The organism is Buttiauxella selenatireducens, from assembly GCF_031432975.1.
Taxonomy (GTDB): Bacteria; Pseudomonadota; Gammaproteobacteria; order Enterobacterales; family Enterobacteriaceae; genus Buttiauxella; species Buttiauxella selenatireducens.
Map to the genome: position 1 here is coordinate 986,971 of NZ_CP133838.1, position 26,519 is coordinate 1,013,489.

At 50.8% G+C, this 26,519-nt stretch carries 24 protein-coding genes, 5 tRNA genes and 1 pseudogene; 29 read left to right on the forward strand and 1 reads right to left on the reverse strand.

Features of this window, described 5'->3' with window-relative positions:
* Positions 1–220: 220 nt before the first annotated feature.
* The 12 genes from cysD to rpoS all read left to right on the forward strand — a co-directional run bounded on the left by cysD (position 221) and on the right by rpoS (position 10,214).
* On the forward strand, positions 221–1,129 hold the full coding sequence (gene cysD / locus RHD99_RS04480) for a sulfate adenylyltransferase subunit CysD (protein WP_309877623.1): 909 nt from the start codon (positions 221–223) through the stop codon (positions 1,127–1,129).
* A gap of 11 nt (positions 1,130–1,140) precedes the next feature.
* Complete coding sequence (gene cysN / locus RHD99_RS04485) at positions 1,141–2,568, forward strand: sulfate adenylyltransferase subunit CysN (RefSeq protein WP_183270428.1); 1,428 nt, start codon at positions 1,141–1,143, stop codon at positions 2,566–2,568.
* Positions 2,568–3,173, forward strand: a complete 606-nt coding sequence (gene cysC, locus RHD99_RS04490; RefSeq protein WP_309877625.1) for an adenylyl-sulfate kinase — start codon at positions 2,568–2,570, stop codon at positions 3,171–3,173. Before cysN ends, cysC begins: the two co-directional genes overlap by 1 nt.
* Before the next feature lie 51 nt (positions 3,174–3,224).
* Positions 3,225–3,548: a DUF3561 family protein gene (locus tag RHD99_RS04495; RefSeq protein ID WP_183270426.1), complete on the forward strand. Its 324-nt coding sequence runs from the start codon at positions 3,225–3,227 to the stop codon at positions 3,546–3,548.
* A 184-nt stretch (positions 3,549–3,732) separates the two neighbouring features.
* Positions 3,733–4,050 carry a cell division protein FtsB gene (gene ftsB, locus RHD99_RS04500; protein ID WP_183270425.1) on the forward strand — a complete coding sequence of 106 codons (318 nt, stop codon included), beginning with the start codon at positions 3,733–3,735 and terminating at the stop codon, positions 4,048–4,050.
* Between the two features lie 17 nt (positions 4,051–4,067).
* The gene (gene ispD / locus RHD99_RS04505; RefSeq protein WP_309877626.1) at positions 4,068–4,778 is read left to right on the forward strand and encodes a 2-C-methyl-D-erythritol 4-phosphate cytidylyltransferase; all 711 of its coding nucleotides are present in this window, start codon (positions 4,068–4,070) and stop codon (positions 4,776–4,778) included.
* Positions 4,778–5,257: a 2-C-methyl-D-erythritol 2,4-cyclodiphosphate synthase gene (ispF, locus tag RHD99_RS04510; protein WP_309877627.1), complete on the forward strand. Its 480-nt coding sequence runs from the start codon at positions 4,778–4,780 to the stop codon at positions 5,255–5,257. The genes ispD and ispF overlap by 1 nt, the downstream gene beginning before the upstream one ends.
* A complete protein-coding gene (gene truD, locus RHD99_RS04515) occupies positions 5,254–6,303 on the forward strand; it encodes a tRNA pseudouridine(13) synthase TruD (protein ID WP_183270865.1) in 1,050 nt (349 codons plus the stop codon). Before ispF ends, truD begins: the two co-directional genes overlap by 4 nt.
* 118 nt (positions 6,304–6,421) lie before the next feature.
* Complete coding sequence (gene surE, locus RHD99_RS04520; RefSeq protein WP_309877628.1) at positions 6,422–7,183, forward strand: 5'/3'-nucleotidase SurE; 762 nt, start codon at positions 6,422–6,424, stop codon at positions 7,181–7,183.
* Positions 7,177–7,803, forward strand: coding sequence for a protein-L-isoaspartate(D-aspartate) O-methyltransferase (locus tag RHD99_RS04525; protein ID WP_270143355.1), 627 nt, complete (start codon positions 7,177–7,179; stop codon positions 7,801–7,803). Before surE ends, RHD99_RS04525 begins: the two co-directional genes overlap by 7 nt.
* Positions 7,804–7,932: 129 nt before the next feature.
* Entirely contained in the window at positions 7,933–9,042 is a 1,110-nt protein-coding gene (gene nlpD, locus RHD99_RS04530; RefSeq protein WP_309877629.1) for a murein hydrolase activator NlpD, read from the forward strand.
* A 179-nt stretch (positions 9,043–9,221) separates the two neighbouring features.
* The gene (gene rpoS, locus RHD99_RS04535; RefSeq protein WP_034497934.1) at positions 9,222–10,214 is read left to right on the forward strand and encodes an RNA polymerase sigma factor RpoS; all 993 of its coding nucleotides are present in this window, start codon (positions 9,222–9,224) and stop codon (positions 10,212–10,214) included.
* Positions 10,215–10,325: 111 nt separating this feature from the next.
* Here rpoS and mutS read toward each other — a convergent pair whose 3' ends face one another.
* Complete coding sequence (gene mutS / locus RHD99_RS04540) at positions 10,326–12,887, reverse strand: DNA mismatch repair protein MutS (RefSeq protein WP_309877630.1); 2,562 nt, start codon at positions 12,885–12,887, stop codon at positions 10,326–10,328.
* Positions 12,888–13,137: 250 nt separating this feature from the next.
* Between mutS and mltB the strand changes: the two genes are divergently transcribed.
* The 17 genes and pseudogenes from mltB to gshA all read left to right on the forward strand — a co-directional run bounded on the left by mltB (position 13,138) and on the right by gshA (position 26,504).
* The gene (gene mltB, locus RHD99_RS04545; protein ID WP_309877632.1) at positions 13,138–14,211 is read left to right on the forward strand and encodes a lytic murein transglycosylase B; all 1,074 of its coding nucleotides are present in this window, start codon (positions 13,138–13,140) and stop codon (positions 14,209–14,211) included.
* 258 nt (positions 14,212–14,469) lie between these two features.
* A complete protein-coding gene (locus tag RHD99_RS04550; RefSeq protein ID WP_309877633.1) occupies positions 14,470–15,165 on the forward strand; it encodes a metal ABC transporter ATP-binding protein in 696 nt (231 codons plus the stop codon).
* The gene (locus RHD99_RS04555; protein ID WP_309877634.1) at positions 15,162–16,046 is read left to right on the forward strand and encodes a metal ABC transporter permease; all 885 of its coding nucleotides are present in this window, start codon (positions 15,162–15,164) and stop codon (positions 16,044–16,046) included. The genes RHD99_RS04550 and RHD99_RS04555 overlap by 4 nt, the downstream gene beginning before the upstream one ends.
* The gene (locus RHD99_RS04560; RefSeq protein ID WP_309877635.1) at positions 16,043–16,921 is read left to right on the forward strand and encodes a metal ABC transporter substrate-binding protein; all 879 of its coding nucleotides are present in this window, start codon (positions 16,043–16,045) and stop codon (positions 16,919–16,921) included. The genes RHD99_RS04555 and RHD99_RS04560 overlap by 4 nt, the downstream gene beginning before the upstream one ends.
* 128 nt (positions 16,922–17,049) lie before the next feature.
* Positions 17,050–17,559: a nicotinamide-nucleotide amidase gene (gene pncC / locus RHD99_RS04565; RefSeq protein ID WP_309877636.1), complete on the forward strand. Its 510-nt coding sequence runs from the start codon at positions 17,050–17,052 to the stop codon at positions 17,557–17,559.
* An 83-nt stretch (positions 17,560–17,642) separates the two neighbouring features.
* The gene (gene recA / locus RHD99_RS04570; protein ID WP_183270408.1) at positions 17,643–18,707 is read left to right on the forward strand and encodes a recombinase RecA; all 1,065 of its coding nucleotides are present in this window, start codon (positions 17,643–17,645) and stop codon (positions 18,705–18,707) included.
* 189 nt (positions 18,708–18,896) lie between these two features.
* Complete coding sequence (locus tag RHD99_RS04575; protein WP_309877638.1) at positions 18,897–19,400, forward strand: regulatory protein RecX; 504 nt, start codon at positions 18,897–18,899, stop codon at positions 19,398–19,400.
* A gap of 340 nt (positions 19,401–19,740) precedes the next feature.
* Positions 19,741–22,368, forward strand: coding sequence for an alanine--tRNA ligase (gene alaS, locus RHD99_RS04580; protein ID WP_309877639.1), 2,628 nt, complete (start codon positions 19,741–19,743; stop codon positions 22,366–22,368).
* Positions 22,369–22,618: 250 nt separating this feature from the next.
* Entirely contained in the window at positions 22,619–22,804 is a 186-nt protein-coding gene (gene csrA, locus RHD99_RS04585; protein WP_013574027.1) for a carbon storage regulator CsrA, read from the forward strand.
* A 324-nt stretch (positions 22,805–23,128) separates the two neighbouring features.
* Positions 23,129–23,221, forward strand: a tRNA-Ser gene (locus RHD99_RS04590).
* 4 nt (positions 23,222–23,225) lie between these two features.
* A tRNA-Arg gene (locus RHD99_RS04595) sits at positions 23,226–23,302 on the forward strand.
* Between the two features lie 64 nt (positions 23,303–23,366).
* A tRNA-Arg gene (locus tag RHD99_RS04600) sits at positions 23,367–23,443 on the forward strand.
* Positions 23,444–23,502: 59 nt separating this feature from the next.
* Positions 23,503–23,579 (forward strand) — tRNA-Arg (locus tag RHD99_RS04605).
* Positions 23,580–23,638: 59 nt separating this feature from the next.
* A tRNA-Arg gene (locus RHD99_RS04610) sits at positions 23,639–23,715 on the forward strand.
* Positions 23,716–23,877: 162 nt separating this feature from the next.
* The gene (yqaB, locus tag RHD99_RS04615) at positions 23,878–24,444 is read left to right on the forward strand and encodes a fructose-1-phosphate/6-phosphogluconate phosphatase (protein ID WP_309879070.1); all 567 of its coding nucleotides are present in this window, start codon (positions 23,878–23,880) and stop codon (positions 24,442–24,444) included.
* Positions 24,441–24,868: pseudogene (locus RHD99_RS04620) on the forward strand (YqaA family protein). Before yqaB ends, RHD99_RS04620 begins: the two are co-directional and overlap by 4 nt.
* Positions 24,869–24,947: 79 nt before the next feature.
* Positions 24,948–26,504 carry a glutamate--cysteine ligase gene (gene gshA / locus RHD99_RS04625; protein WP_309877644.1) on the forward strand — a complete coding sequence of 519 codons (1,557 nt, stop codon included), beginning with the start codon at positions 24,948–24,950 and terminating at the stop codon, positions 26,502–26,504.
* The last annotated feature ends 15 nt before the right edge of the window (positions 26,505–26,519 follow it).

The window sequence follows — 26,519 nt, forward strand, 5'->3', positions numbered from 1 at the left end:
CTGTGATGGACGTTACACAATTTCAAATCCTCTGAAACCCACGCTATCACGTTGGTTAAGCACATTTTGTAATTTACTTTCCCGCAACGTTATTCCTTTGTGGAACAACTCATTCCAATTCGTAATTTCATAACAAATAAACCACCGCCGTATAGTCTCCCCATGAATTTTTAAACGGCGGGCCATGACCCTCCGTACTAACCTCGGTTAAGGGATGGTTATGGACCAAAAACGACTCACACACTTACGGCAGTTGGAGGCAGAAAGCATCCATATCATCCGTGAGGTTGCCGCTGAATTTTCCAATCCGGTTATGATGTATTCCATCGGTAAAGACTCATCGGTGATGTTGCACCTGGCCCGTAAAGCCTTCTATCCAGGCACACTTCCGTTCCCTCTGCTGCATGTTGATACCGGCTGGAAATTCCGCGAAATGTACGATTTCCGTGACCGTACCGCGAAGAATTACGGCTTTGAATTGTTGGTTCATAAGAACCCGGAAGGCGTGGCGATGGGGATTAACCCATTTGTGCACGGTAGCGCCAAACATACTGACATCATGAAAACCGAAGGGCTGAAACAGGCGCTGAGCAAGTACGGTTTTGACGCCGCTTTTGGTGGCGCACGTCGGGACGAAGAAAAATCACGTGCCAAAGAACGTATCTATTCGTTCCGTGACCGTTTCCATCGCTGGGACCCAAAAAACCAGCGCCCTGAACTGTGGCACAACTACAACGGCCAGATTAATAAAGGCGAAAGCATTCGCGTGTTCCCGCTTTCAAACTGGACCGAGCTGGATATTTGGCAATACATCTTCCTGGAAAATATCGACATCGTTCCGTTATATCTGGCCACGCCGCGTCCGGTGCTGGAGCGTGATGGCATGTTGCTGATGGTGGATGATGACCGTATCGATTTGCAGCCGGGTGAAGTGATTGAGCAGAAAATGGTGCGCTTCCGTACCCTGGGCTGCTGGCCGCTGACCGGTGCCGTGGAATCTGAAGCGCAAACGCTGCCGGAGATCATAGAAGAGATGCTGGTTTCGACCACCAGTGAACGTCAAGGGCGGGCAATTGACCGCGACCAGGCCGGCTCCATGGAGCTTAAAAAACGCCAGGGTTATTTCTAAGGAACCGCCAGATGAACACGACTATTGCACAACAAATTGCTGACGAGGGTGGTGTAGAAGCCTATCTGCACGCCCAGCAAAATAAGAGCCTGCTGCGCTTTTTGACCTGCGGCAGCGTCGATGACGGCAAAAGCACGCTGATTGGCCGTCTGCTGCATGACACGCGCCAAATTTATGAAGATCAACTTTCATCGCTGCATACCGACAGCAAACGCCACGGTACGCAGGGTGAAAAACTGGATCTGGCTTTACTGGTGGACGGCTTACAAGCCGAGCGCGAACAGGGCATCACGATTGATGTGGCTTACCGCTATTTCTCTACCGAAAAACGCAAATTCATTATTGCTGATACTCCGGGACATGAGCAGTACACCCGAAACATGGCCACAGGTGCATCAACCTGCGATCTGGCGATCTTATTGATCGACGCGCGCAAAAGTGTGCTGGATCAAACGCGTCGCCACAGTTTTATCTCCACGCTATTGGGGATCAAACATTTGGTTGTGGCGGTCAACAAAATGGATCTGGTGGGCTACAGCGAAGAGAGATTTGAGCAGATCAAACAAGACTATCTGACCTTTGCCGAGCAACTGCCTGCTGATCTGGATATTCGCTTTGTGCCGCTGTCGGCGCTTGAAGGCGATAACGTGGCGACCCAAAGCAGCAGTATGCCCTGGTACAGCGGCCCAACGTTGTTGGAGCTTCTGGAAACGGTTGAAGTGAAGCGTGTGGTTGAACAGCAGCCGATGCGTTTCCCGGTTCAGTATGTGAATCGCCCGAATCTGGATTTCCGGGGTTATGCGGGAACGCTGGCATCCGGCGTGGTGACCGTCGGGCAACGCGTTAAAGTTCTGCCGTCGGGAGTCGAATCAGCCATTGCGAGAATTGTGACTTTTGATGGAGATTTGCAACAAGCCGCTGCGGGCGAAGCCATCACTTTAGTATTGAAAGATGAAATCGACATCAGCCGGGGTGATTTGCTGGTCGATGCCAGCGATGTGCAGCCTGCGGTACAAACGGCGAAAGTTGACGTGGTGTGGATGGCGGAACAAGCGCTGGTGCCGGGCCAAAGCTATGACATTAAAGTTGCAGGCAAGAAGACCCGTGCGCGCGTCGACAACATCCATTATCAGGTTGAAATTAATAGCCTGACGCAGCGCGTCGTCGAGAGTTTGCCGCTGAATGGTATCGGCCTCGTCGATCTCACTTTCGACGAACCTTTGGTACTGGATAAATACCAGGACAATCCGGTTACCGGCGGGCTGATTTTCATCGACCGCCTGACCAATGTGACGGTCGGTGCCGGTATGGTGCGCGAGCCACAACAAGAGGTTTATCAAGAGCCGTCAGCTTTCAGCGCCTTTGAGCTTGAACTCAATGCTCTGGTGCGTCGTCACTTCCCTCACTGGGGCGCGCGTGATTTGCTGGGAGGCAAATAATGGCTGAGCACGACGACAACGTCGTCTGGCATGCGCATCCGGTCACGGTGGAGCAGCGTGAAAAGCTTCACCAGCACCGCGGCGTCGTGCTGTGGTTTACCGGGCTTTCGGGCTCGGGAAAATCCACCGTCGCGGGCGCGCTGGAAGAAGCGTTACACTCGCTTGGTGTGAGCACCTACTTACTTGATGGCGACAATGTTCGCCACGGTTTGTGCAGTGACCTCGGTTTTAGCGACGCCGATCGTAAAGAAAATATCCGTCGCGTCGGCGAAGTTGCCAACTTAATGGTAGATGCCGGGTTGGTGGTGCTGACTGCATTTATCTCGCCCCATCGTGCAGAACGCCAGATGGTTCGTGACCGTATGGGAGAAGGGCGGTTTATCGAAGTATTTGTTGATACACCACTTTCTATCTGCGAAGCGCGCGACCCAAAAGGTTTGTACAAAAAAGCCCGTGCCGGAGAGCTACGAAATTTCACCGGAATTGACTCGGTTTATGAGATGCCAGAACGCCCGGAAATACACTTAGACGGCGAACAATTGGTAACAAATTTGATTGCCCAATTATTAGACCTGTTGCGTCGTGACGTTATTATCAAAACCTAGAACATTGCCGGGCGCCTCATGTGCCTGGCTTGCAGGGTTTACGGATTCGTTATGCGCAATGGCACCAACCTGGTTATTACATCGGCTGAACCTGGCCCCAGTACCGAAGAGACGACCTGGTCTTTAACTGGGGCGTTCATCGGCTTTTTGGCGTGGCTGCTTGCGTTGGGTATTCCCTTCCTGATCTATGGCCCAAATACTCTCTTTTTCTTCCTGTATACGTGGCCATTCTTCCTGGCACTCTTACCTGTCGCTGTCATCGTGGGGATTGCTCTACACTCTCTGTTGCGTGGACGTTTGCTTATCAGCTGCATTGTAACCGTGTTAGCGGTGGGCCTGATGTTTGGCATGCTTTTCTTGTGGCTAATGGGCTAACTTTTAAATAATCACCAAACCGTAACAGACTATTTATGACTGCAAGGCCGCTAACTCACCTGCAAACGCGCATGTCGTCGCAATCTGTGATAAATTCTGCCGCAAATATGAAGGCTCGCTTTGTACCGAAAGCGGAGCCCGCTAAAATTTTGTGCGACGATTGTGCCGTTTTTCAGGGGGCAGGATGGGTAAACTAACGCTACTATTGCTGGCCTTGTTGGTCTGGCTGCAGTATTCGCTGTGGTTTGGAAAAAACGGTGTGCATGACTGGACGCGAGTGAATGACGACGTTGCTGCACAGCAGGCGACGAATGCCAAACTCAAAGCGCGTAACGATCAGCTGTTTGCCGAAATTGACGATCTTAATGGCGGCCAGGAAGCTATTGAAGAGCGCGCACGTAATGAATTAAGCATGACCAAACCGGGTGAAACCTTCTACCGCCTGGTTCCCGATAGCTCTAAGCGCCTGGGCAATAATGCAGGGCAGAACAATCGACAATAACGCGTAAGTGAATCTACATGGCAGACTCCTCCCCGGACGTAATTGCCGTGGTGCCGGCAGCAGGTATCGGCAGCCGCATGCAAACGGAATGTCCTAAGCAATATCTAAAAATCGGCGATAAAACTATTCTTGAACACGCGGTGGCAAGCCTGATGGCTCATCCACGCGTGGCTCATGTCGTCATTGCTATTAGCCCTACTGATAGCTGGTTTGCCTCATTGCCTCTCGCTTCAAACCCCAATGTAACGGTTATCCAGGGCGGCGCGCAGCGCGCTGACTCAGTACTCGCTGGAGTAAATGTGGTGCATAACTCGCAGTGGGTTTTGGTGCACGACGCGGCTCGTCCCTGTTTACATCTGGATGACTTGACGCGTTTGTTGGCGATTACCCAGACCAGCAAAATTGGCGGCATTCTGGCCGCTCCCGTGCGTGACACCATGAAACGTGGCGAGCCGGGTAAAAGCCTGATTGCCCACACGGTCGACAGAGAAGACCTTTGGCATGCGTTAACCCCTCAGCTATTCCCTCTGGAATTACTGCGCAGTTGCTTGCAACGCGCACTCGATGAACATGCCTCAATCACCGATGAAGCCTCGGCACTCGAATATTGTGGCTTCCATCCCGAATTAATTAGCGCCCGCGCCGATAATATAAAAGTGACTCGCCCTGAAGACCTGGCGTTGGCGGAGTTTTACCTCACGCGGTTAACCCAAACGGAGAAAAAGTAATGCGTATTGGACATGGTTTTGATGTACACGCTTTTGGTGGCGTTGGCCCAATTATCATTGGCGGTGTGCGCGTACCGTTCGATCAAGGCCTGCTCGCCCACTCTGATGGCGATGTCGCTTTGCACGCATTAACCGATGCTCTGCTGGGTGCTGCCGCATTAGGGGATATTGGTAAATTATTCCCGGATACCGACCCCGCATTTAAAGGCGCAGACAGCCGCGAATTGCTGCGTGAAGCCTGGCGTCGTATCCAGGCGAAAGGTTATACGCTGGGTAACGTTGATGTGACTATCATTGCGCAGGCTCCGAAAATGGCTCCGCACATCCCGCAGATGCGCGTGTTTATTGCCGAAGATCTGGGCTGCCATATGGATGATGTGAACGTTAAAGCGACCACGACAGAAAAGCTTGGCTTTACGGGGCGTGGTGAAGGTATCGCTTGCGAAGCGGTCGCGCTGTTACATAAGGCACGTAAATAATGGACATGCATAATCTGACCTGGCTGCATGGTAAGCCGCAGGGCACAGGTTTAATCAAAGCCAATCCAGAAGACTTCGTGGTCATTGAAGACCTGGGTTTTGGGCCGGATGGTGAAGGCGAACATTTGCTGTTACGCATCCTGAAAAATGGCTGCAACACCCGCTTTGTGGCCGATGCACTGGCTAAGTTTTTGAAAGTACATGCCCGCGAAGTCAGCTTTGCCGGTCAGAAAGACAAGCATGCGGTGACTGAACAGTGGTTTTGCGTGCGTCTTCCGGGCAAAGAAATGCCGGATATGAGTGCATTCCAACTTGAAGGTTGCCAGGTGCTGGAATACGCGCGCCATAAACGTAAATTGCGTTTAGGTGCGCTGAAGGGAAACAGTTTCACGCTGGTGCTGCGCGATGTCAGCGACCGCGCTGAGATGGAACAACGGCTTAATGCCGTTCTTCATCATGGTGTGCCGAATTACTTTGGCAGCCAACGTTTCGGGTTGGGTGGCAATAACCTGCATCAGGCAGTGCGCTGGGCGCAAAGTAATGCACCTATTCGTGACCGCAATAAGCGTAGCTTTTATCTTTCAGCAGCACGTAGCGCGATGTTTAACCAGGTCGTGAGCGAGCGACTGAAGAAGCCGGAGTTTAACCAGGTTATCGAGGGTGATGCATTACAGTTAGCCGGGCGGGGCAGTTGGTTTGTTGCAACGCAAGAAGAGCTGCCTGTTCTGCAAAAACGTGTAGATGACGGTGAGTTATTGATTACTGCACCACTCCCCGGTGATGGCCCTTGGGGTACGCAAAATGCGGCTCTGGAGTTTGAACAGCAATGCGTTGCCGGGCAAACCGATTTGCAGTCACTGTTGGTGCGTGAGCGAGTCGAAGCGGCGCGTCGAGCCATGTTGCTGATGCCTAAAGACCTCACCTGGAACTGGTGGGATGACATCACTGTCGAGCTGACTTTCTGGCTGCCTGCAGGGAGTTTTGCGACAAGCGTGGTGCGCGAATTGATGAACGCACCGGGCAATTACGTCGATATTGCAGAGTAACTGCGGTCTGGACATGCTGTTGTGGTGAATGTTACAAAAACTGCAACAATTTCATGACAGCTGCACTAAAATCAGCACAATGGAATAAAACAACAAAAAGAAGCTTAGTAAATCCAATATGAGAATACTTTTGAGTAACGATGACGGTGTCAATGCGCCAGGCATTCAGGTGCTGGCTGCTCGACTTAGGGAATTTGCTGATGTGCAGGTGGTTGCCCCTGACCGTAATCGCAGTGGGGCATCAAACTCACTGACGCTCGAATCTTCATTGCGCACTTTCACGCTTTCGAACGGTGATATTTCCGTGCAAATGGGCACGCCAACGGACTGTGTCTATCTTGGCGTTAACACACTGATGCGCCCAGCCCCGGATGTTGTGGTTTCAGGTATTAATGCCGGGCCGAACCTGGGCGATGATGTCATCTATTCCGGCACCGTTGCGGCTGCGATGGAAGGGCGGCACTTAGGCATTCCGGCCCTGGCTGTTTCGTTAAACGGCTATGAGCATTACGAAACCGCGGCCGCTGTGACCCGTTCAATTTTGCGCGCTTTATTGCGTGAACCGCTGCGCACCGGCCGTATTTTAAATATTAACGTACCGGATTTGCCGCTTGATCAAATCAAGGGCATTCGTGTTACGCGCTGCGGTAGCCGCCATCCGTCAGACAAAGTTATCCCACAAGAAGATCCACGCGGGAATACGCTGTACTGGATTGGACCGCCAGGCGACAAATTTGATGCAGGCCCTGATACCGATTTTGCGGCCGTCGATGAAGGCTATGTTTCGGTAACACCATTGCATGTTGACCTTACTGCTCACAGCGCGCGTGAGGTGGTCAGTCACTGGTTGAGCAAATCAGGAGTGGATGAGCAATGGTAAGCAAACGCGTAGAAGCCCTTATCACACAACTGCGCGCTCAAGGCATCAAGGACGAGAAGGTTCTTGATGCGATTGCGCAGGTGCCACGGGAAAAATTTGTCGATGAGGCGTTTGAGCATAAAGCCTGGGAAAACACAGCATTGCCCATTGGCTCTGGCCAAACTATCTCGCAACCTTATATGGTTGCAAGAATGACCGAGTTGCTTGAGTTGACGCCCGAATCTCGCGTGTTGGAAATCGGCACCGGCTCGGGTTATCAAACCGCTATCCTTGCGCATTTGGTGCATCATGTTTGTTCAGTTGAACGCATCAAAGGCCTGCAATGGCACGCAAGGCGACGTTTAAAACAGCTCGATCTGCACAATATATCAACCCGTCATGGTGATGGTTGGCAGGGCTGGCATGCGCGCAGTCCATTTGACGCTATTATTGTTACGGCAGCACCACCGGAGATCCCCAGCGCATTATTGTCGCAGCTGGACGAAGGTGGAATTTTAGTCCTCCCGGTTGGCGAAGATCGGCAGTATCTGAAGCGCGTTCGTCGACTGAGTGGGGAATTTGTCATTGATACGGTAGAAGCCGTTCGTTTTGTACCCTTAGTTAAGGGTGAATTGGCATAACCTGGAACTATCTTGTTTTTTTCTAAGAGTTTTGGCGTAACGTTACGCGCAACGAGATTTTGACATCTGGCCGTAAGCGCCAGTTCTGCCGTATTTTCATAAGCATATGATTGTTTTTTTGGGGGATAAATGAGCGCGGGAAGCCCAACTTTTACTTTACGCCGTATAGCAGCTTTGTCGTTGGTGAGCCTGTGGTTAGCGGGATGTACCAGCAATAACACCCAGGCGCCTATCAGTTCGGTGGGCGGTAACGGCAATGCCAACAGCAATTCTTCCGGTGGCATGTTGGTGACTCCACCACCGAAAATGTCCACCCAAAACCAGACTCCACAAATTCAGCCAGTGCAAACGCAGCCGCAGCCGGTCGTTTCCGAACCGGTACAGACTGAAAATGGGCGCATTGTTTATAACCGCAAATATGGCGCTATTCCGAAAGGTAGCTATACCGGCGGTAGCACATACACCGTTAAACGTGGCGATACTCTTTTCTATATTGCGTGGATCACCGGAAATGACTTCCGTGACTTAGCCCAACGCAACAATATCCCCGAGCCGTATGGCTTGAACGTGGGCCAAACCCTACAAATTGGTAATGCATCTGGCGCGCCAATTACGGGTGGAAACGCTGTGACAGCGGCTGATGCGAGTGCTCAAGGCGTCACGCCTACCGCTGCGCAAAAAACCGCCGTAGTGGTTGCTTCTAAACCAGTAATTACGTATTCTGAGGATTCAGGTGAACAGAGTGCTAACAAAATGTTGCCGAATAATAAAGGTACTGCGACAACCGTCACAGCACCGGTTACGGCACCTGTGGTTAGCTCTACGACTACTGTACCCACTGCCAGCAGCACGTCCGATAGCGCGCCAATTTCGACCTGGCGCTGGCCGACTGAAGGCAAGGTTATTGAGAACTTCTCTGCTACTGAAGGTGGCAATAAAGGGATCGATATCGCAGGCAGCAAAGGCCAGGCTGTTGTTGCTACCGCCTCCGGGCGAGTGGTGTATGCCGGTAACGCGCTGCGTGGTTACGGTAATCTAATCATCATCAAACATAATGATGATTACCTGAGTGCCTACGCCCATAACGATACAATGCTGGTCCGGGAACAAGAAGAAATCAAGGCGGGGCAGAAGATAGCTACCATGGGTAGCACCGGAACCAGTTCAACACGTTTGCATTTTGAAATTCGTTACAAGGGGAAATCCGTCAACCCGCTGCGTTACTTACCGCAGCGATAAGCCGGCAAAGTACTTTCATGCACAAAGTCGTTTAAGTGGTATCAAGGCGGCAACTGAGCTAATCCCTGGGATCTTACAAAAGTAAGTGACCTGGGTGAGCGAAGGTAGCCAACGCAGAGACCGCTTAAAAGACGAAGTGCAAGGTGCTTTGCCCAGGGATCACGGGTAGGAGCCACCTTATGAGTCAGAATACGCTGAAAGTTAACGAGTTAAATGAAGACGCGGAATATGATGAGAATGGAGTTGAGGTCTTTGACGAGAAAGCCCTCGTAGAAGAGGAACCCAGTGATAACGACATAGCCGAAGAGGAGTTGTTGTCGCAGGGGGCCACGCAGCGTGTGCTTGACGCAACTCAGCTTTATCTTGGGGAGATTGGTTACTCTCCACTATTAACAGCCGAGGAAGAGGTGTATTTTGCCCGCCGCGCTCTGCGTGGTGATATCGCTTCCCGCCGCCGCATGATTGAAAGTAACTTGCGTCTGGTGGTAAAGATTGCCCGTCGTTATAGCAATCGTGGTCTGGCTCTGCTGGACTTGATTGAAGAGGGGAATCTTGGGCTGATTCGTGCCGTTGAGAAGTTTGACCCAGAACGTGGGTTCCGTTTTTCAACGTATGCTACATGGTGGATTCGTCAAACCATCGAACGGGCAATCATGAACCAAACCCGTACGATTCGTTTACCGATTCATATCGTGAAAGAGCTGAACGTTTATCTGCGTACGGCGCGTGAACTCTCCCATAAGCTCGACCATGAGCCGAGTGCGGAAGAGATTGCCGAACAACTGGATAAACCGGTTGATGATGTTAGCCGTATGCTGCGTCTCAACGAGCGCATTACCTCAGTCGACACCCCGTTGGGTGGCGATTCTGAAAAAGCGCTGCTGGATATTCTGGCTGACGAAAAAGACAACGGCCCGGAAGACACCACACAAGACGATGATATGAAGCAAAGTATCGTTAAGTGGTTGTTTGAACTAAACGCTAAACAGCGTGAAGTGCTGGCTCGTCGTTTTGGTCTGTTAGGCTATGAAGCTGCAACACTGGAAGATGTGGGTCGTGAAATCGGCCTGACTCGTGAACGTGTTCGTCAGATTCAGGTTGAAGGTCTACGTCGTCTGCGTGAGATTTTGCAGACTCAAGGGCTGAATATCGAAGCTCTGTTCCGCGAGTAATCGACTCATCAAGTAAAAAAGCGGTGACCTGGATTCAGGCCACCGCTTTTTTTTGCAGTTTTTCCCTCTCCTGGGGGAGAGGGTCAGGGGGAGGGCGACTGATGCTGAAATCTACACCAGACTCTTCAGGCGATAAATCCACTCCAGCGCCTGACGCGGTGACAGTGAATCCGGGTCTAATGCTTCCAGCGCTTCTACCGCAGGTGAAGTTTCCTCCGCAACAGACAGCAACGACATCTGAGTACCATCGACCTGAGTGGCCGCTGTATTATTCGAAACAGTCTCAAGCTCACGCAGTTTCTGACGCGCACGCTTTATGACCTCTTTTGGCACGCCTGCCAGCGCCGCTACGGCCAGTCCATAACTTTTGCTCGCTGCACCGTCCTGCACGCTGTGCATAAACGCGATGGTGTCACCGTGTTCAATTGCGTCCAAATGCACGTTCGCCACACCTTCCATTTTTTCTGGAAGCGTCGTCAACTCAAAATAGTGCGTGGCGAAAAGCGTTAGCGCTTTGATGCGGTTTGCCAGGCTTTCGGCACACGCCCAGGCGAGCGACAGTCCATCGTAGGTGGAAGTCCCACGACCAATTTCATCCATCAGCACCAGGCTGTTTTCAGTGGCGTTATGCAGAATATTTGCCGTTTCGGTCATTTCCACCATGAAGGTTGAACGTCCGGAAGCCAGATCATCTGCCGCACCGACGCGGGTGAATATACGGTCGATCGGGCCAATTTCAGCCTGCTGCGCAGGAACAAAACTGCCGATATAAGCCAGCAGTACTATCAGCGCAGACTGACGCATATAAGTACTTTTACCGCCCATGTTCGGCCCGGTAATAATCAACATACGTCGTTGAGGTGCAAGGCTTAACGGGTTGGCGATAAAGGGTTCGCTAAGAACCTGTTCAACAACCGGATGACGACCACCAACCACCTTAATTCCCGGTTTATCCGTCAATTGTGGACAAGTGTAATTCAGGCTATAAGCGCGTTCAGCCAGGTTTACCAGCACATCAAGTTCTGCGAGGGCGGTGGCACTTTGCTGCAATGCTTCAAGATGGGGTAACAACGCATCGAACAACTGATCGTAGAGCTGCTTTTCCAGCGCCAGCGCTTTCCCTTTTGAGGTCAGCACTTTGTCTTCGTACTCTTTCAGCTCAGGAATGATATAGCGTTCGGCGTTTTTTAACGTCTGGCGGCGAACATAATGAATCGGCGCGTGATGGCTTTGGCTGCGACTAATCTGGATGTAATAACCATGTACGCCATTGAAACCAACCTTCAGCGTATCCAGACCGAGTTTTTCACGCTCACGGATTTCCAGCCTGTCGAGATAATCCGTTGCACCATCAGCCAGTGCTCGCCATTCGTCTAGCTCTTCGTTATAGCCTGGTGCGATAACACCGCCATCACGTACCAGCACGGGTGGCGCTTCGACCACGGCGCGTTCGAGTAGCTCACGTAACTCGGTGAACTCGCCCATGTTCTCACGCAGCGTCTGGACATATTCAGTTGGTACATCGCTCAGCAGTTCGCGCAGTTCAGGCAAGTGTTGGAAGGCATAGCGCATACGGGCTAAATCACGTGGGCGTGCAGTACGCAATGCCAGACGTGCCAGAATACGCTCCAGATCGCCCACCTGACGCAGCACCGGTTGGATTTCAGCGGTTCTGTCTTGTAGCGCGGCAATGGTCTGCTGGCGTTTTTGCAGGACATCGACATTTCGGATAGGCATATGCAGCCAGCGTTTCAGCATGCGGCTGCCCATCGGCGTAACCGTGCAGTCCAACACCGAAGCCAGCGTATTTTCAAAGCCGCCAGACAGGTTCTGGGTGATTTCCAGATTACGTCGCGTTGCCGCATCCATGATAATGCTGTCTTGCTGGCGGTCCATCGTGACTGAACGGATGTGCGGCAGCGAAGTGCGCTGAGTATCTTTAACGTATTGCAGCAAGCAACCGGCTGCGCACAACGCATGATGGGCGTTTTCGACACCAAAACCGGTCAGGTCACGTGTGCCAAATTGCATATTCAGCTGCTGGCGCGCGGTTGAAATTTCAAATTCCCACAACGGGCGACGACGCAAACCGCGACGACCTTCAATTAAGCGCGTTTCTGCAAAATCTTCCGCATACAGCAATTCGGCAGGATTGGTGCGTTGAAGTTCTGCCGCCATCGTTTCGACATCTTCCGGCTCTGACAGACGAAAACGACCTGAACTAATGTCGAGTGTGGCATAGCCAAAACCCTTACCGTCCTGCCAAATAGCCGCGAGCAAATTGTCCTGGCGCTCTTGTAACAAAGCCTCATCGCTGATGGTGCCGGGGGTGACAATGCGCACCACTTTACGCTCAACCGGCCCCTTACTGGTGGCTGGATCGCCAATCTGTTCGCAGATGGCTGCCGACTCACCCAGGTTCACAAGCTTAGCTAAATAGTTTTCGACGGCGTGATGTGGCACACCTGCCATTGGAATGGGTTCCCCAGCGGATGCCCCACGCTTAGTCAGGGATATATCGAGCAGTTGCGACGCGCGTTTCGCATCGTCATAAAAAAGCTCGTAAAAGTCACCCATACGATAGAACAGCAGGATTTCAGGATGCTGTGCTTTCAAGCGCAGGTACTGCTGCATCATCGGGGTGTGGCCGTCAAAGTTATCCGTAGTGCTCATAATGTTTTTTCTATCTAATCCATTGAATTAAAAGTTATTTGTGATTTTATTTATTGTTAGTGCTCACATTCTCTCATGAAGCTGATGTGCCGTGAAAAACTTCACTATTACACCACAGAACCATGCGATGACACATCGCCAAAGAGCAGGAAAACTTCGCGCCGACTCGCAGAGTCTGTTACTCCCGTTCTGATTTTGATTTACCATAAGGAATACTCATTCGTCGTCAGTCATATGGATATCCCAACACATGCGTTACTCCGTCGCGTTACTTCCACTTATTGTTTTACTTGCCGCGTGTAGCAGTAAACCGAAAACTGAAACTCAGCAACAGCAAACAGGCACGCCTTCGGGTGGTTTCTTGTTGCAGCCACAGCATGATGTATTTATGCAGACGGGGGATTTTGCCAATAATCCTGAAGCTGAGAAATTCATCAATAAAATGGTGAGTGAGCATGGTTTTGACCGTCAACAATTGCATGAGGTGCTGTCTCAAGCCAAAAGGTTGGATTATGTGCTGCGTTTAATGGACCAACAGGCACCGACTACTGCGCCGCCTCCGGGCCCGAATGGTGCATGGTTACGTTATCGTGGCAAATTTATCACGCCGGATAATGTGCAAAATGGTGTCGCGTTCTGGAATCAATATGATGATGCGTTGAAACGGGCTTTCCAGGTTTACGGCGTTCCTCCTGAAATCATTGTTGGGATTATCGGCGTGGAAACTCGCTGGGGTCGCGTAATGGGCAAAACACGCATCATCGATGCCCTGGCGACATTATCCTTCGCATATCCGCGCCGTGCTCAATACTTCTCTGGCGAACTGGAAACCTTCCTGCTGATGGCACGCAAAGAAGGTGACGATCCGCTGGCGCTGAAAGGATCTTTTGCTGGGGCGATGGGTTACGGTCAGTTTATGCCTACGGCATTCAAGGAATACGCGGTTGATTTCAACGGCGACGGCCATGTGAATTTGTGGGATCCCGAAGACGCGATTGGCAGCGTGGCAAATTATTTCAAAGGCCACGGTTGGGTGAAAGGTGATTTGGTTGCTGTTCCTGCTAACGGCCAAGTGCCGGGATTAGCAAACGGCTTTAAGACTAAGTACTCCGTTTCCGCGCTGGCGGAATCAGGCTTAAGCCCGACCGCTTCCCTGGGGAACCATCAGGAAGCCAGTTTGCTGCGCCTGGATATGGGGGATCGTTATCAGTACTGGTACGGTTTACCGAATTTTTACACCATCACCCGTTATAACCACAGCACGCATTATGCAATGGCTGTCTGGCAGTTAGGTCAGGCGGTAGCGCTGGCCCGCGTTCAGTAATCTTTTCCCCGCCTTGTTCTGAGGCGGGGTCTACTTTCCCCAGTACTTGTCATGAAGGTTTTTCCTGATCGTCGATCAGGAATTTACATCGTCTTCAATTTAATTTATGTTATGTTATAACAAATCAAATTGAAGGGTTTACCCCGCAATGCTCCCTTTACGGACATTTTTAACTGTGGCTGCGCCAGTTCGGTTTTGCGCCGTCTTAATCCTGCTCGCCGGTTTATGGCTGGCCATTCATTGGGCGATTGCACTGGCATGATCACGCTAAATCAATTGGTGCTGGGATATCAGGGAAGGGCGGTGACACCGGCACTAACGGGTCAGATTACAAAAGGGAGTATGACCGCCGTTATTGGTGCGAACGGCACAGGGAAATCGACGTTACTCAAAACGCTGCTGAAATTACAGGTACCGGTGTCGGGGCAACTGCGGTTTACCGACGGTAACGTCCCGCGTATTGCCTGGTTGCCACAACTTGCTGAAATGGAAAGACAGTTTCCTGCCACTGTTTACGATGTGGTGTGTATGGGGGCGTGGCCGGTCCGCAATCTGTTTTCAGCCTTGAATCGCCAAAACCGCCTGCGGATAGCTGATGCCATCGAGCGAGTGGGTTTGAGCGCCTACAGCAAACAGCCTATTGAAATGCTTTCTGGTGGCCAGTTTCAGAGAATGCTGTTCGCACGTTTACTGGTGCAAAACGCGCCGTTGGTTCTGCTTGATGAGCCGTTTACCGGAGTCGACTCGCAAACCAGCGATTTCCTGATGTCGCTAATTTGCCAAATGCATCAGACAGGCCAAACGGTCCTGGCTGTGCTGCATGATAACGAACGCGTCAGCAGGTACTTCCCACAGGTATTATTGCTCGCACAAGATCATTTCCATTGGGGAAAGACTGCTGAAGTGTTACCTCGCTATTCGCAATTTGGTACTCATCTGGTGTTATCAGCATGATTTATCACTTCTTCTTTGAGCCGTTTATCCATTACGGTTTTATGCGTCGTGCGCTTGTCGCATGCCTGGCACTCTCACTGAGTACCGCTCCGCTGGGGATCTTTTTGCTGCTAAGACGTATGAGTCTGGTTGGCGATGCGCTTTCCCACGCCATCCTACCTGGCGTGGCAGTGGGCTATTTATTGGCGGGAATGTCACTGGTTGCGATGGGTATCGGCGGCTTTGTCGCGGGCGTGCTGGTTGCATTAATTTCCGGCCTGGTGAGCTCTCGGACCCAACTTAAAGAAGATGCCAGTTTCGCGGGATTTTATCTTGGCTCGCTGGCGTTAGGCGTCACGCTCATTTCGCTTCGTGGTTCCAGTGTTGACCTGCTGCACCTTTTATTTGGCTCAATCCTGGCTGTTGATAGCCAGGCAACGATCTTTGTCGGCGTGATTGCCAGCGTGACGTTACTCATTCTGGCGGCTTTTTATCGCGGACTGGTGATGGAAACCTTCGACCGCAGCTTTTTACAGGTCAATAACCGCTTCGCTCCACATCTTATTCACGGCGTGTTTCTCGCGCTGCTGGTGCTTAACCTTGTCGCTGGATTTCAAATTCTCGGCACGTTGATGTCTGTCGGGCTGATGATGTTACCGGCGGTGTCAGCGCGCTGCTGGGCGAAAACGCTGCCCGGCGCGATATTCATCGCGGTTGCCTGTGGTTTGTTGTCGGCATGGGTTGGGCTGGCATGGTCCTTTGCAGCCGCGCTACCCGCAGGGCCTGCGATTGTTCTGACGGCGAGCGTTGGCTTCTTTATCTCAATCATTTTCGGTTCGCGCAGCGGGCTGGCTCGAAGCCTGTGTCGAGGCTGGATAACAACAAGCAAGGGGATTAAATGAAACGTTTTGGGATGATGATGTCATTGGTGCTGGCTTGTTCCAGCCAGGCGGCATTAGCGAAGAACCTCAATGTGGTGACAAGTTTCACGGTGCTCGCTGATATGGCTAAACAAGTCGGCGGTGAGCATGTCACGGTAAAAAGCCTGGTGGGGCCAAACGGCGATCCACACAGCTTCGAGCCATCACCGCAAGACAGCGTGGCTTTAAGCCAGGCTGATGTGGTTATCGTAAGCGGGTTGGGAATGGAAGGGTGGATGGACCGCCTGGTAAGTGCTTCAGGCTATAAAGGCAAAATTATTGTTGCCTCTGATGGTATCTCCACGCGCAGCATGATCGATGATGGTAAACAAATTACTGACCCGCATGCCTGGAATAGTGCTGAAAATGGGGCAGTCTACGCACAAAATATTATGAAGGCTCTGATGGCGGCGGACTCTCAAGATGCCACTGCAATAAAGGACAGCGGCACCGAGTACGCCACGCGCCTGAAATTATTAGATAGCTGGGCAAAAACACGCTTTGAATCTATTCCCAAATCGCATCGTAAAGTGCTTACCAGCCACGATGCATTCGGTTATTTTGGCCAGCAATATGGTGTGACTTTCCTGGCGCCCGTGGGCTTCTCGACCGAAGCTGAAGCGAATGCCAGTGATGTTGCAGGGCTCATTAAACTGCTCAAAAGTCAGCACATCAAAACTTACTTTATTGAGAATCAGACAGACCCTCGTCTGGTAAAACAAATCGCAGCAGCAAGTGGCGCACAACCGGGTGGAGAGTTGTACCCTGAGGCACTTTCCGACGTGAGCGGCCCCGCGAGCACTTACGAGATGGCTTTCAAGCATAACGTGGAAGCTATTGCCAACAGCATGAAATGATATCGCCGGCCAGCATTCGCTGGCCGTTTTATTCTCTGGAACCGCCTCGCGTTATTTAATGTAATCCTCTGAAAGTGTCGTTAAGTGCTATCGTGTCACCCTGCGATATGTCTACAATCGGAGCCAATATGACAGAGAAAACATTGCGTCAATTAAGTCACCAGTTGGGCGAGGCGCTTGGGCAACTTGGAGCCACCGTCACGACGGTGGAATCTTGCACCGGCGGCTGGATTGCGAAGGTGATTACTGATGTTTCAGGTAGCTCCGCCTGGTTTGAACGCGGCTTTGTTACCTACAGTAATGAGGCTAAGCACCAAATGATTGGTGTTGATAATGGCACGCTAGAAACCCACGGCGCGGTGAGCGAAGCTGTGGTGCGTGAAATGGCGCAGGGGGCGTTATTTGCGGCTTCTGCAGATTACGCGATTGCCGTCAGTGGTATCGCGGGGCCAAATGGTGGCAGCGAAGAAAAACCTGTTGGCACCGTGTGGTTTGGTTTCAGTTCAAAGCTTGATGGCACTGTCGCTCGCCATCAACTTTTTGACGGTGACCGTGATGCCGTTCGCCGTCAGGCCACTGAATATGCACTGCAAACCCTGTGGGAAGAATTTCTCAAAAATAAGCTTGATACTGTATGACCATACAGTATAATTGGCACAACAAAACAGCATAGTAAGCAGCGTGGCGCACTCGTGTATCACCCTGCATGACAGGAGTAAAAATGGCTATCGACGAAAACAAACAGAAGGCGTTAGCGGCAGCACTTGGCCAAATTGAAAAACAATTCGGTAAAGGCTCCATCATGCGTCTGGGTGAAGACCGTACCATGGATGTGGAAACGATCTCTACCGGTTCACTTTCACTGGATATTGCTCTGGGAGCCGGCGGCTTGCCAATGGGGCGTATCGTTGAAATCTACGGACCAGAATCCTCTGGTAAAACGACGCTGACTTTGCAAGTTATCGCCGCCGCTCAACGTGAAGGTAAAACATGTGCTTTTATCGATGCCGAGCATGCTCTGGATCCGATTTACGCTAAAAAATTGGGCGTCGATATCGACAACCTGCTGTGTTCCCAGCCTGATACTGGCGAGCAAGCTCTGGAAATCTGTGATGCGCTGGCACGTTCTGGTGCCGTTGACGTTATCGTGGTTGACTCCGTTGCCGCTCTGACACCGAAAGCTGAAATTGAAGGCGAAATTGGTGACTCTCATATGGGCCTTGCGGCACGTATGATGAGCCAGGCAATGCGTAAACTGGCGGGTAACCTCAAGCAGTCGAACACGCTGTTGATCTTCATTAACCAGATTCGTATGAAAATTGGTGTGATGTTCGGTAACCCGGAAACCACTACGGGTGGTAACGCACTGAAGTTCTACGCTTCTGTCCGCCTTGATATCCGCCGTATCGGTGCGGTTAAAGATGGCGACAACGTGGTGGGTAGTGAAACCCGCGTTAAAGTGGTCAAAAACAAAATTGCTGCACCGTTTAAACAAGCTGAATTCCAGATTATGTACGGCGAAGGTATCAACTTCTACGGTGAGCTGGTTGATTTGGGCGTGAAACACAAGCTGATTGAAAAAGCGGGCGCCTGGTACAGTTACAACGGTGAGAAGATTGGCCAGGGCAAATCCAATGCCAGTAACTTCCTGAAAGAGAACAAGCCGATGTCCGTGGAAATCGAGAAGAAACTCCGCGAGATGCTGCTGAACAATCAGGACGGTACGCCAGATTTCGTCGTTGACGACCACGACAAAGACGTCGCAGAAACCAACGAAGACTTCTAAATCCCAACAAGGGCTGCCACGGCAGCCCTTGTTTGTTTCAGCTTTTAATGTATTTCGCTCTTAAAATAGATTACCTGCTATACCCATTAGCATTCGAGTTGCAGGTAAGTCCCCTGGAGATTGCTTTTGTCAGTGACTGGGGTGAGCGACTGCAGCCACCACCCCTGCAGCTTGAAGGATGATGGGTATATGTTTGATTCGACTCCCCGCCGTAACACTTACTCCCGCTTGTTAGACAAAGCCACGCGTATCCTCGCGATGCGTGATCACAGCGAACAAGAACTCCGCCGTAAACTGTCTGCCCAACCCACTTTCCCAGGAAAGCCGAAATCTGAGGAAGATCCTTTCACGCCAGAAGATATCGAAAAAGTCATTGCCTGGTGTTATGAACACCACTGGCTGGACGATGCGCAGTTTGCGTCACGCTTCATTGCTAGCCGTGCCCGTAAAGGATATGGCCCACAGCGTATCCGCCAGGAATTACAGAGCAAAGGCATTGCCCGCGATACGAGTGAAACCGCAATGTTTAATTGTGAAATAGACTGGCAAGAGATGGCTCGAGAAATCGCCGAGCGAAAATTTGGTGAGCAACTTCCTACAGAATGGAAGGAACGAGCTAAAGTGCAGCGTTTCCTGCTGTACCGTGGGTTCTTTATGGAAGATATCCAGAGCGTTTATACCCGTCATACTTGAAGCGGCATCTGCGTTGGCTGCACTCACTTACCCCAGTCACTTAAGCTCCTGGGTATTAATGAGTTTGCCACGTGACTCGTCCTGCGGCCTCGCCCGTTGGGGCCAGAGCAAGCGCTGTTCTAAAACACCTTTGACGTTTTAGTGATGCAACTCCGATTATTTTGGGTATATACGGAGCAACCCCTGAAATTTTACCGATTAGGCACAAGAGAAATTTTACTTCCCTGATAAGAAAACTTATCTTATTCCCACTTTTTCCAGGTAAACAGGTCAAGGCCAAAGCATTAAAATTGGCTATGTCAGGTTTGCAACTCCTCGTTAGCTTGATTTCAGGATAATTATGAGCAAGAGCACCGCTGAGATCCGTCAGGCGTTTCTCGATTTTTTCCATAGTAAAGGTCACCAGGTTGTAGCGAGTAGCTCCCTGGTTCCGAATAACGATCCTACTTTGCTGTTTACCAATGCCGGGATGAACCAATTCAAGGATGTATTCCTTGGTCTCGACAAGCGTAACTATTCCCGTGCAACAACGTCTCAACGTTGTGTTCGCGCCGGTGGTAAACACAACGATCTGGAGAACGTCGGTTACACTGCACGTCACCACACTTTCTTTGAAATGCTGGGTAACTTCAGCTTCGGTGACTATTTCAAACACGATGCCATCAACTTCGCATGGGAATTATTGACCGGCGAACAGTGGTTTAACCTGCCAAAAGATCGTTTGTGGGTCACGGTTTACGAGACTGACGACGAAGCGTTTGAAATCTGGGAAAAAGAAGTTGGTGTCCCGCGCGAACGTATTATTCGCATCGGTGATAACAAAGGTGCAGCTTACGCATCTGATAACTTCTGGCAGATGGGTGACACTGGCCCATGCGGCCCATGCACCGAAATCTTCTTCGACCATGGCGACCATATTTGGGGCGGACCTCCGGGTAGCGCTGAAGAAGATGGCGACCGTTATATCGAAATCTGGAACATCGTATTCATGCAGTTCAACCGTCAGCAAGATGGCACCATGTTGCCATTGCCTAAGCCGTCTGTTGATACTGGTATGGGTCTGGAGCGCATTGCAGCTGTTCTGCAGCACGTTAACTCCAACTACGAAATCGATCTGTTCAGCCAACTGATTAAGTCTGTTGCCAAAGTCACTGGCGCAACCGATCTGACCAGCAAATCGCTGCGTGTAATCGCTGACCATATTCGTTCTTGCGCATTCCTGGTTGCTGATGGTGTTACACCGTCCAATGAAGGTCGTGGCTACGTGCTGCGCCGTATCATTCGTCGTGCGATTCGCCACGGCAATATGCTGGGTGCTAAAGAAACCTTCTTCTACAAACTGGTTGGCCCATTGGTTGAAGTGATGGGCGCGGCGGGTGAAGAACTGCAACGCCAGCAAGCGTTGGTTGAGCAAGTTCTGAAAACGGAAGAAGAACAGTTTGCTCGTACACTTGAGCGTGGTTTAGCGCTGTTGGATGAAGAACTTGCGAAACTGAAGGGCGATACGCTGGACGGCGAAACGGCTTTCCGTCTGTACGACACTTACGGTTTCCCGGTGGATCTGACTGCTGATGTTTGCCGCGAGCGTAACCTGAAAGTAGACGAGTCTGGTTTTGAAGCTGCGATGGAAGAACAACGCCGTCGTGCACGCGAGTCCAGCGGTTTTGGCGCTGACTACAACAGCATGATCCGCGTAGATTCAGCTACCGCTTTCAAAGGTTATGATCACACTGATTTGAACGCTAAAGTCACCGCACTGTTTGTTGATGGTAAAGCCGTTGAACAAGTGACTGCGGGCCAGGACGCTGTTGTGGTGCTCAATGAAACACCATTCTATGCAGAATCTGGTGGCCAGGTTGGTGACAAAGGCGCAATCAAAGGCAACGGTGTGGACTTTGCCGTAAGCGATACGCAGAAGTATGGCCAGGCAATCGGTCATCTGGGCAAAGTCGTCTCGGGTGTAGTGAAAGTGGGCGACAGCGTAAAAGCTGAAGTTGATGAAGCGCGTCGTTCACGTATTCGTCTGAACCACTCCGCAACTCACTTGCTGCACGCCGCACTGCGCCAGGTTCTGGGCACGCATGTTGCGCAGAAAGGTTCACTGGTTAACGACAAAGGCCTGCGTTTCGACTTCTCGCATTTTGAAGGCATGAAACCGACTGAAATTCGCGCAGTTGAAGATATCGTCAACGCCCAGATTCGCCGCAACTTGCCTATCGAAACCAATGTAATGGATTTGGAATCGGCTAAAGCTAAAGGCGCAATGGCGCTGTTTGGTGAGAAATATGATGACCACGTGCGTGTTCTGAGCATGGGTGATTTCTCTACCGAATTGTGTGGTGGTATTCACGCAAGCCGCACTGGCGATATCGGCCTGTTCCGTATCGTTGCAGAATCCGGTACAGCTGCGGGTGTGCGTCGTATTGAAGCCGTTACTGGTGAAGGTGCGCTAGCAAATCTGCATGCTCAGAGTGAACAGCTTCAGGATATTGCTCAACTGCTCAAAGGCGACAGCCAGAATCTGAATGAGAAAGTGCGTTCGGTTCTGGAACGTACTCGTCAGCTTGAAAAAGAGTTGCAGCAGTTGAAAGAACAGCAGGCAGTGCAGGAGAGTGCAAACCTTTCCAGCAAAGCTGTCGATGTGAAGGGCGTTAAACTCCTCGTGAGTGAACTCGCCAACGTTGAACCGAAGATGCTGCGTACTATGGTCGATGACCTGAAAAATCAGCTCGGTTCGGCAATTATCGTTCTGGCGACTGTATCAGAAGGTAAGGTTTCTCTGATTGCAGGTGTCTCTAAAGATGTGACCGACCGCGTGAAGGCGGGAGAACTGATTGGTGTTATCGCTCAGCAAGTCGGTGGCAAAGGAGGCGGTCGTCCAGATATGGCCCAGGCGGGTGGTACGGATGCTGCAGCATTGCCGGGCGCACTGGCCGGTATTGAAGCTTGGGTTTCGGCTAAGCTCTAAGTAAAAAAATAAAGTGCAGATAGACGCTATTTCTCATTCAGGGTATAGCGTCTTCTTAAATTTGCACACACTCAATAATGATAAAGTCAGGTTAAAGTTGCGTATATCGGCTAGACTTATTCATAACAGAATGTAATGTTGTGGTTAGTGACACTTTATGTGTTTGTAGCTACTTACTTTTTGTCGTATATGATGGAGAACGCCGGGATACAGAGAGACCCGACTCTTTTAATCTTTCAAGGAGCAAAGAATGCTGATTCTAACTCGTCGAGTTGGTGAGACCCTCATGATTGGGGATGAGGTGACCGTGACAGTACTTGGGGTAAAAGGTAACCAAGTTCGTATTGGTGTTAACGCCCCGAAGGAAGTTTCTGTACACCGTGAAGAGATCTACCAACGTATCCAGGCTGAAAAATCGCAACAAACGAGTTACTAAAGTTACTGCGTCTCGCTATCTACTAGCGAGACGCTTCCTTTAGCGCACCATTTTCTTCGCTTTACCTCGCAATACCTCCCTTATCTTCTGTCAAAACCGTAATTGCTTATTCAGCTGTAATGCTTACTTATCCGTATAACCCCTATCTTGTCTGTTGATAAAACACTCTTTTTGCGGTCAATTTGCCCTAATTGTGCGTGAAGTGTGCAATTGAAAATTAGTTGGGAAAAATTGTTTGACTTATAAGTGCCAGAAAGTAATATGTGCGCCACGCAGCGACGAGAAGCTCTAACGAGTAACTTGAAGCACTCGAAAGAGGCGTGTGGTGAGGTGGCCGAGAGGCTGAAGGCGCTCCCCTGCTAAGGGAGTATGCGGTCAAAAGCTGCATCCGGGGTTCGAATCCCCGCCTCACCGCCATTTTGCATCCGTAGCTCAGCTGGATAGAGTACTCGGCTACGAACCGAGCGGTCGGAGGTTCGAATCCTCCCGGATGCACCATCTTCTTTAATGTTGCGGTCAAGTTGAGCGACATTAAATCAGTAGTAAAAGCAGTACACCCGATGCATCCGTAGCTCAGCTGGATAGAGTACTCGGCTACGAACCGAGCGGTCGGAGGTTCGAATCCTCCCGGATGCACCATATTTTCTCTGATTATCTTAACGATATTCACGAGAACCGCAGTAAAGCAATATCCCGATGCATCCGTAGCTCAGCTGGATAGAGTACTCGGCTACGAACCGAGCGGTCGGAGGTTCGAATCCTCCCGGATGCACCATATTTTCTCTGATTGTCTTAACGATATTCACGAGAACCGCAGTAAAGCAATATCCCGATGCATCCGTAGCTCAGCTGGATAGAGTACTCGGCTACGAACCGAGCGGTCGGAGGTTCGAATCCTCCCGGATGCACCATCTTCTTCCCCAATGCATCTTCCCTAAAGCAACACTTAAACTCTCCTGTAACACCCTACATACCAATAAATCACCTTCTTAACTATCTCGATTACAATAAGCGACAATATTATTGGTTTACGATAAAGTAACCCCTCAATAATGAGCGATGTGAGGGATGAGATGTACGAACGTTACGACGGTCTGATTTTCGATATGGACGGAACCATCCTCGATACCGAACCAACACATCGTAAGGCGTGGCGTGAGACGCTGGCGGGTTATGGCATGCAGTTCGACGAAAATGCAATGGTTGCGTTGAATGGCTCCCCAACCTGGCGGATTGCGCAGGCGATTATCGAACTCAATCATGCAGACCTGGACCCTCACCATCTGGCGAAGGAAAAGACGCTGGCCGTAAGGGCTATGCTTCTTGATACTGTGCGTCCGCTTCCTCTCATTGACGTCGTTAAGTCCTGGCATGGGCGTCGTCCTATGGCTGTAGGTACCGGCAGTGAAAGCGATATCGCCGAAGCGCTGCTGAACCACCTGGGCTTGCGCCAGTATTTTTCAGCCGTTGTCGCGGCTGATCATGTTAAAAACCACAAACCTGCTCCCGACACATTTTTGCTGTGCGCCGAATTAATGGGCGTGGCAGCGAATAAATGTGTGGTGTTTGAAGATGCAGATTTTGGCCTGGAAGCTGCTCGCGCAGCTGGAATGGATGGTGTGGATGTGCGTTTGCTGTGAGTGAAGCGCTATCATTTTTATCACTGTTTACCAGTAGTTTTCTTAGCGCAACATTGCTCCCGGAAGTTCAGAAGCAGTGCTGGTCGCGCTATTAGTCGCAGGCTCTGGGCCTACCTGGTTACTCATTTTAATAGCAACAATGGGTAATAGCCTTGGTGGCTTAACTAACGTTATTCTGGGACGTTTTTTTCCACTGCGAGAACACTCGCGTTGGCAAGGAAAAGCAACTGCCTGGCTGGTTCGTTTCGGCCCGGCAACATTATTACTCAGTTGGATGCCTTTAATTGGCGATCTGCTGTGCCTGTTAGCCGGCTTATTACGCATGAGCTGGGGACCGGTAATCTTTTTTTTATGCCTTGGTAAAGCGCTACGCTATATCGTTGTCGCGGCTGCAACGGTACAAGGCATGGCGTGGTGGCACTAATTGAGTAGAGTGATAATCATCACCTCTACCTAAAACAATTATGCTTAATAAAAATGAATTCGACAGGCGGGAGGTCAATTTGATCCCGAACGTATCTCAGGCGCTAGCCTGGTTGGAACAGCATCCTCAGGCAGTAAAAGGTATTCGTCGTGGTCTTGAGCGTGAAACGCTAAGAGTCACGCCAGATGGTCAGTTGGCGACAACAGGTCATCCGGAATGCCTTGGTTCAGCGCTGACACACAAATGGATAACAACTGATTTCGCTGAAGCGTTGCTTGAGTTTATCACTCCGGTTAATGGCGACATTGACCACATGCTGACATTCATGCGCGATATCCATCGCCATGTTGCCCGTAATTTGGGTGAAGAGCGCATGTGGCCTCTAAGCATGCCGTGTTATATCGACGATGGTCAGAATATTGAGTTGGCGCAGTACGGTTCATCCAACAACGGGCGTTTTAAAACGCTATACCGTGAAGGATTGAAAAATCGCTACGGCGCGTTGATGCAAACCATTTCTGGCGTGCACTACAACTTTTCGCTGCCGCTGGAGTTTTGGCAGGCGCGTCTGGGTGTAGAAGATGCACTGAGCGGTAAAGAAGCGATTTCTGCGGGTTACTTCCGTCTTATTCGTAACTATTACCGATTTGGCTGGGTTATCCCTTATTTGTTCGGTGCCTCGCCGGCTATCTGCTCCTCTTTCCTGCAAGGGAAAGAAAGCTCGCTGCCGTTCGAAAAAACCGAATGCGGTATGAATTACCTGCCATACGCAACTTCATTGCGTCTGAGTGACTTGGGTTACACCAATAAATCCCAGAGCAATCTTGGCATTACGTTTAACGATCTGGAAACTTATGTCGCCGGATTAAAACGTGCCATTAAAACGCCATCGGAAGAGTATGCGAAGATGGGTGTTGAGAAAGACGGTAAGCGTCTGCAAATCAACACCAACGTGCTGCAAATTGAAAATGAACTCTACGCCCCGATTCGCCCTAAACGCGTCACAGCGGAAGGGGAGTCGCCTTCTGATGCCCTGATGCGCGGTGGGATTGAATATATCGAAGTGCGTTCACTCGATATCAATCCGTTCTCACCGGTCGGTGTTGATGAGCAGCAAGTCCGTTTCCTCGACCTGTTCATGATTTGGTGCGTGCTTGCTGACGCTCCTGAAATGAGCAGTGATGAATTGCTTTGCACCCGCAAAAACTGGAATCGTGTGATTCTGGAAGGGCGTAAGCCTGGCCTGACGCTGGGTATGGGTTGTGAAACGGCGCAGTACCCGCTGGCAAAAGTGGGGAAAGATTTGTTCACTGATTTGCGTCGTGTTGCTGAAACGCTGGATGGCATTGCAGGGAATACTGATTATCAGGATGTGTGTGACCAATTGGTCGCCAGTTTCGACAATCCGGAATTAACGTACTCAGCGCGAATTCTTCGGTCTATGATTGATAATGGCATTGGCGGTACAGGGCTTGCGTTAGCAGAGAAGTATCGTCAGATGCTGATACAAGAGCCGTTAGAGATTTTGACCGAAGATGACTTGCAGAAGGAGCATGATGCTTCGTGGCAAAGTCAGCGGGAAATCGAAGCTAAAGACACTGAGCCGTTCGATGCTTGGCTCGCAAGCCACTCTTAGCACAAAAGAAAAAGG

What these genes read in the sequence shown, in the direction of transcription:
- cysD (WP_309877623.1), top strand. Translation starts at nt 221, where the DNA reads ATGGACCAAAAACGACTCACACACTTACGGCAGTTGGAGGCAGAAAGC.
- cysN (WP_183270428.1), top strand. Translation starts at nt 1,141, where the DNA reads ATGAACACGACTATTGCACAACAAATTGCTGACGAGGGTGGTGTAGAA.
- cysC (WP_309877625.1), top strand. Translation starts at nt 2,568, where the DNA reads ATGGCTGAGCACGACGACAACGTCGTCTGGCATGCGCATCCGGTCACG.
- RHD99_RS04495 (WP_183270426.1), top strand. Translation starts at nt 3,225, where the DNA reads ATGCGCAATGGCACCAACCTGGTTATTACATCGGCTGAACCTGGCCCC.
- ftsB (WP_183270425.1), top strand. Translation starts at nt 3,733, where the DNA reads ATGGGTAAACTAACGCTACTATTGCTGGCCTTGTTGGTCTGGCTGCAG.
- ispD (WP_309877626.1), top strand. Translation starts at nt 4,068, where the DNA reads ATGGCAGACTCCTCCCCGGACGTAATTGCCGTGGTGCCGGCAGCAGGT.
- ispF (WP_309877627.1), top strand. Translation starts at nt 4,778, where the DNA reads ATGCGTATTGGACATGGTTTTGATGTACACGCTTTTGGTGGCGTTGGC.
- surE (WP_309877628.1), top strand. Translation starts at nt 6,422, where the DNA reads ATGAGAATACTTTTGAGTAACGATGACGGTGTCAATGCGCCAGGCATT.
- RHD99_RS04525 (WP_270143355.1), top strand. Translation starts at nt 7,177, where the DNA reads ATGGTAAGCAAACGCGTAGAAGCCCTTATCACACAACTGCGCGCTCAA.
- nlpD (WP_309877629.1), top strand. Translation starts at nt 7,933, where the DNA reads ATGAGCGCGGGAAGCCCAACTTTTACTTTACGCCGTATAGCAGCTTTG.
- rpoS (WP_034497934.1), top strand. Translation starts at nt 9,222, where the DNA reads ATGAGTCAGAATACGCTGAAAGTTAACGAGTTAAATGAAGACGCGGAA.
- mutS (WP_309877630.1), bottom strand. Translation starts at nt 12,887, where the DNA reads ATGAGCACTACGGATAACTTTGACGGCCACACCCCGATGATGCAGCAG.
- mltB (WP_309877632.1), top strand. Translation starts at nt 13,138, where the DNA reads ATGCGTTACTCCGTCGCGTTACTTCCACTTATTGTTTTACTTGCCGCG.
- RHD99_RS04550 (WP_309877633.1), top strand. Translation starts at nt 14,470, where the DNA reads ATGATCACGCTAAATCAATTGGTGCTGGGATATCAGGGAAGGGCGGTG.
- RHD99_RS04555 (WP_309877634.1), top strand. Translation starts at nt 15,162, where the DNA reads ATGATTTATCACTTCTTCTTTGAGCCGTTTATCCATTACGGTTTTATG.
- RHD99_RS04560 (WP_309877635.1), top strand. Translation starts at nt 16,043, where the DNA reads ATGAAACGTTTTGGGATGATGATGTCATTGGTGCTGGCTTGTTCCAGC.
- pncC (WP_309877636.1), top strand. Translation starts at nt 17,050, where the DNA reads ATGACAGAGAAAACATTGCGTCAATTAAGTCACCAGTTGGGCGAGGCG.
- recA (WP_183270408.1), top strand. Translation starts at nt 17,643, where the DNA reads ATGGCTATCGACGAAAACAAACAGAAGGCGTTAGCGGCAGCACTTGGC.
- RHD99_RS04575 (WP_309877638.1), top strand. Translation starts at nt 18,897, where the DNA reads ATGTTTGATTCGACTCCCCGCCGTAACACTTACTCCCGCTTGTTAGAC.
- alaS (WP_309877639.1), top strand. Translation starts at nt 19,741, where the DNA reads ATGAGCAAGAGCACCGCTGAGATCCGTCAGGCGTTTCTCGATTTTTTC.
- csrA (WP_013574027.1), top strand. Translation starts at nt 22,619, where the DNA reads ATGCTGATTCTAACTCGTCGAGTTGGTGAGACCCTCATGATTGGGGAT.
- yqaB (WP_309879070.1), top strand. Translation starts at nt 23,878, where the DNA reads ATGTACGAACGTTACGACGGTCTGATTTTCGATATGGACGGAACCATC.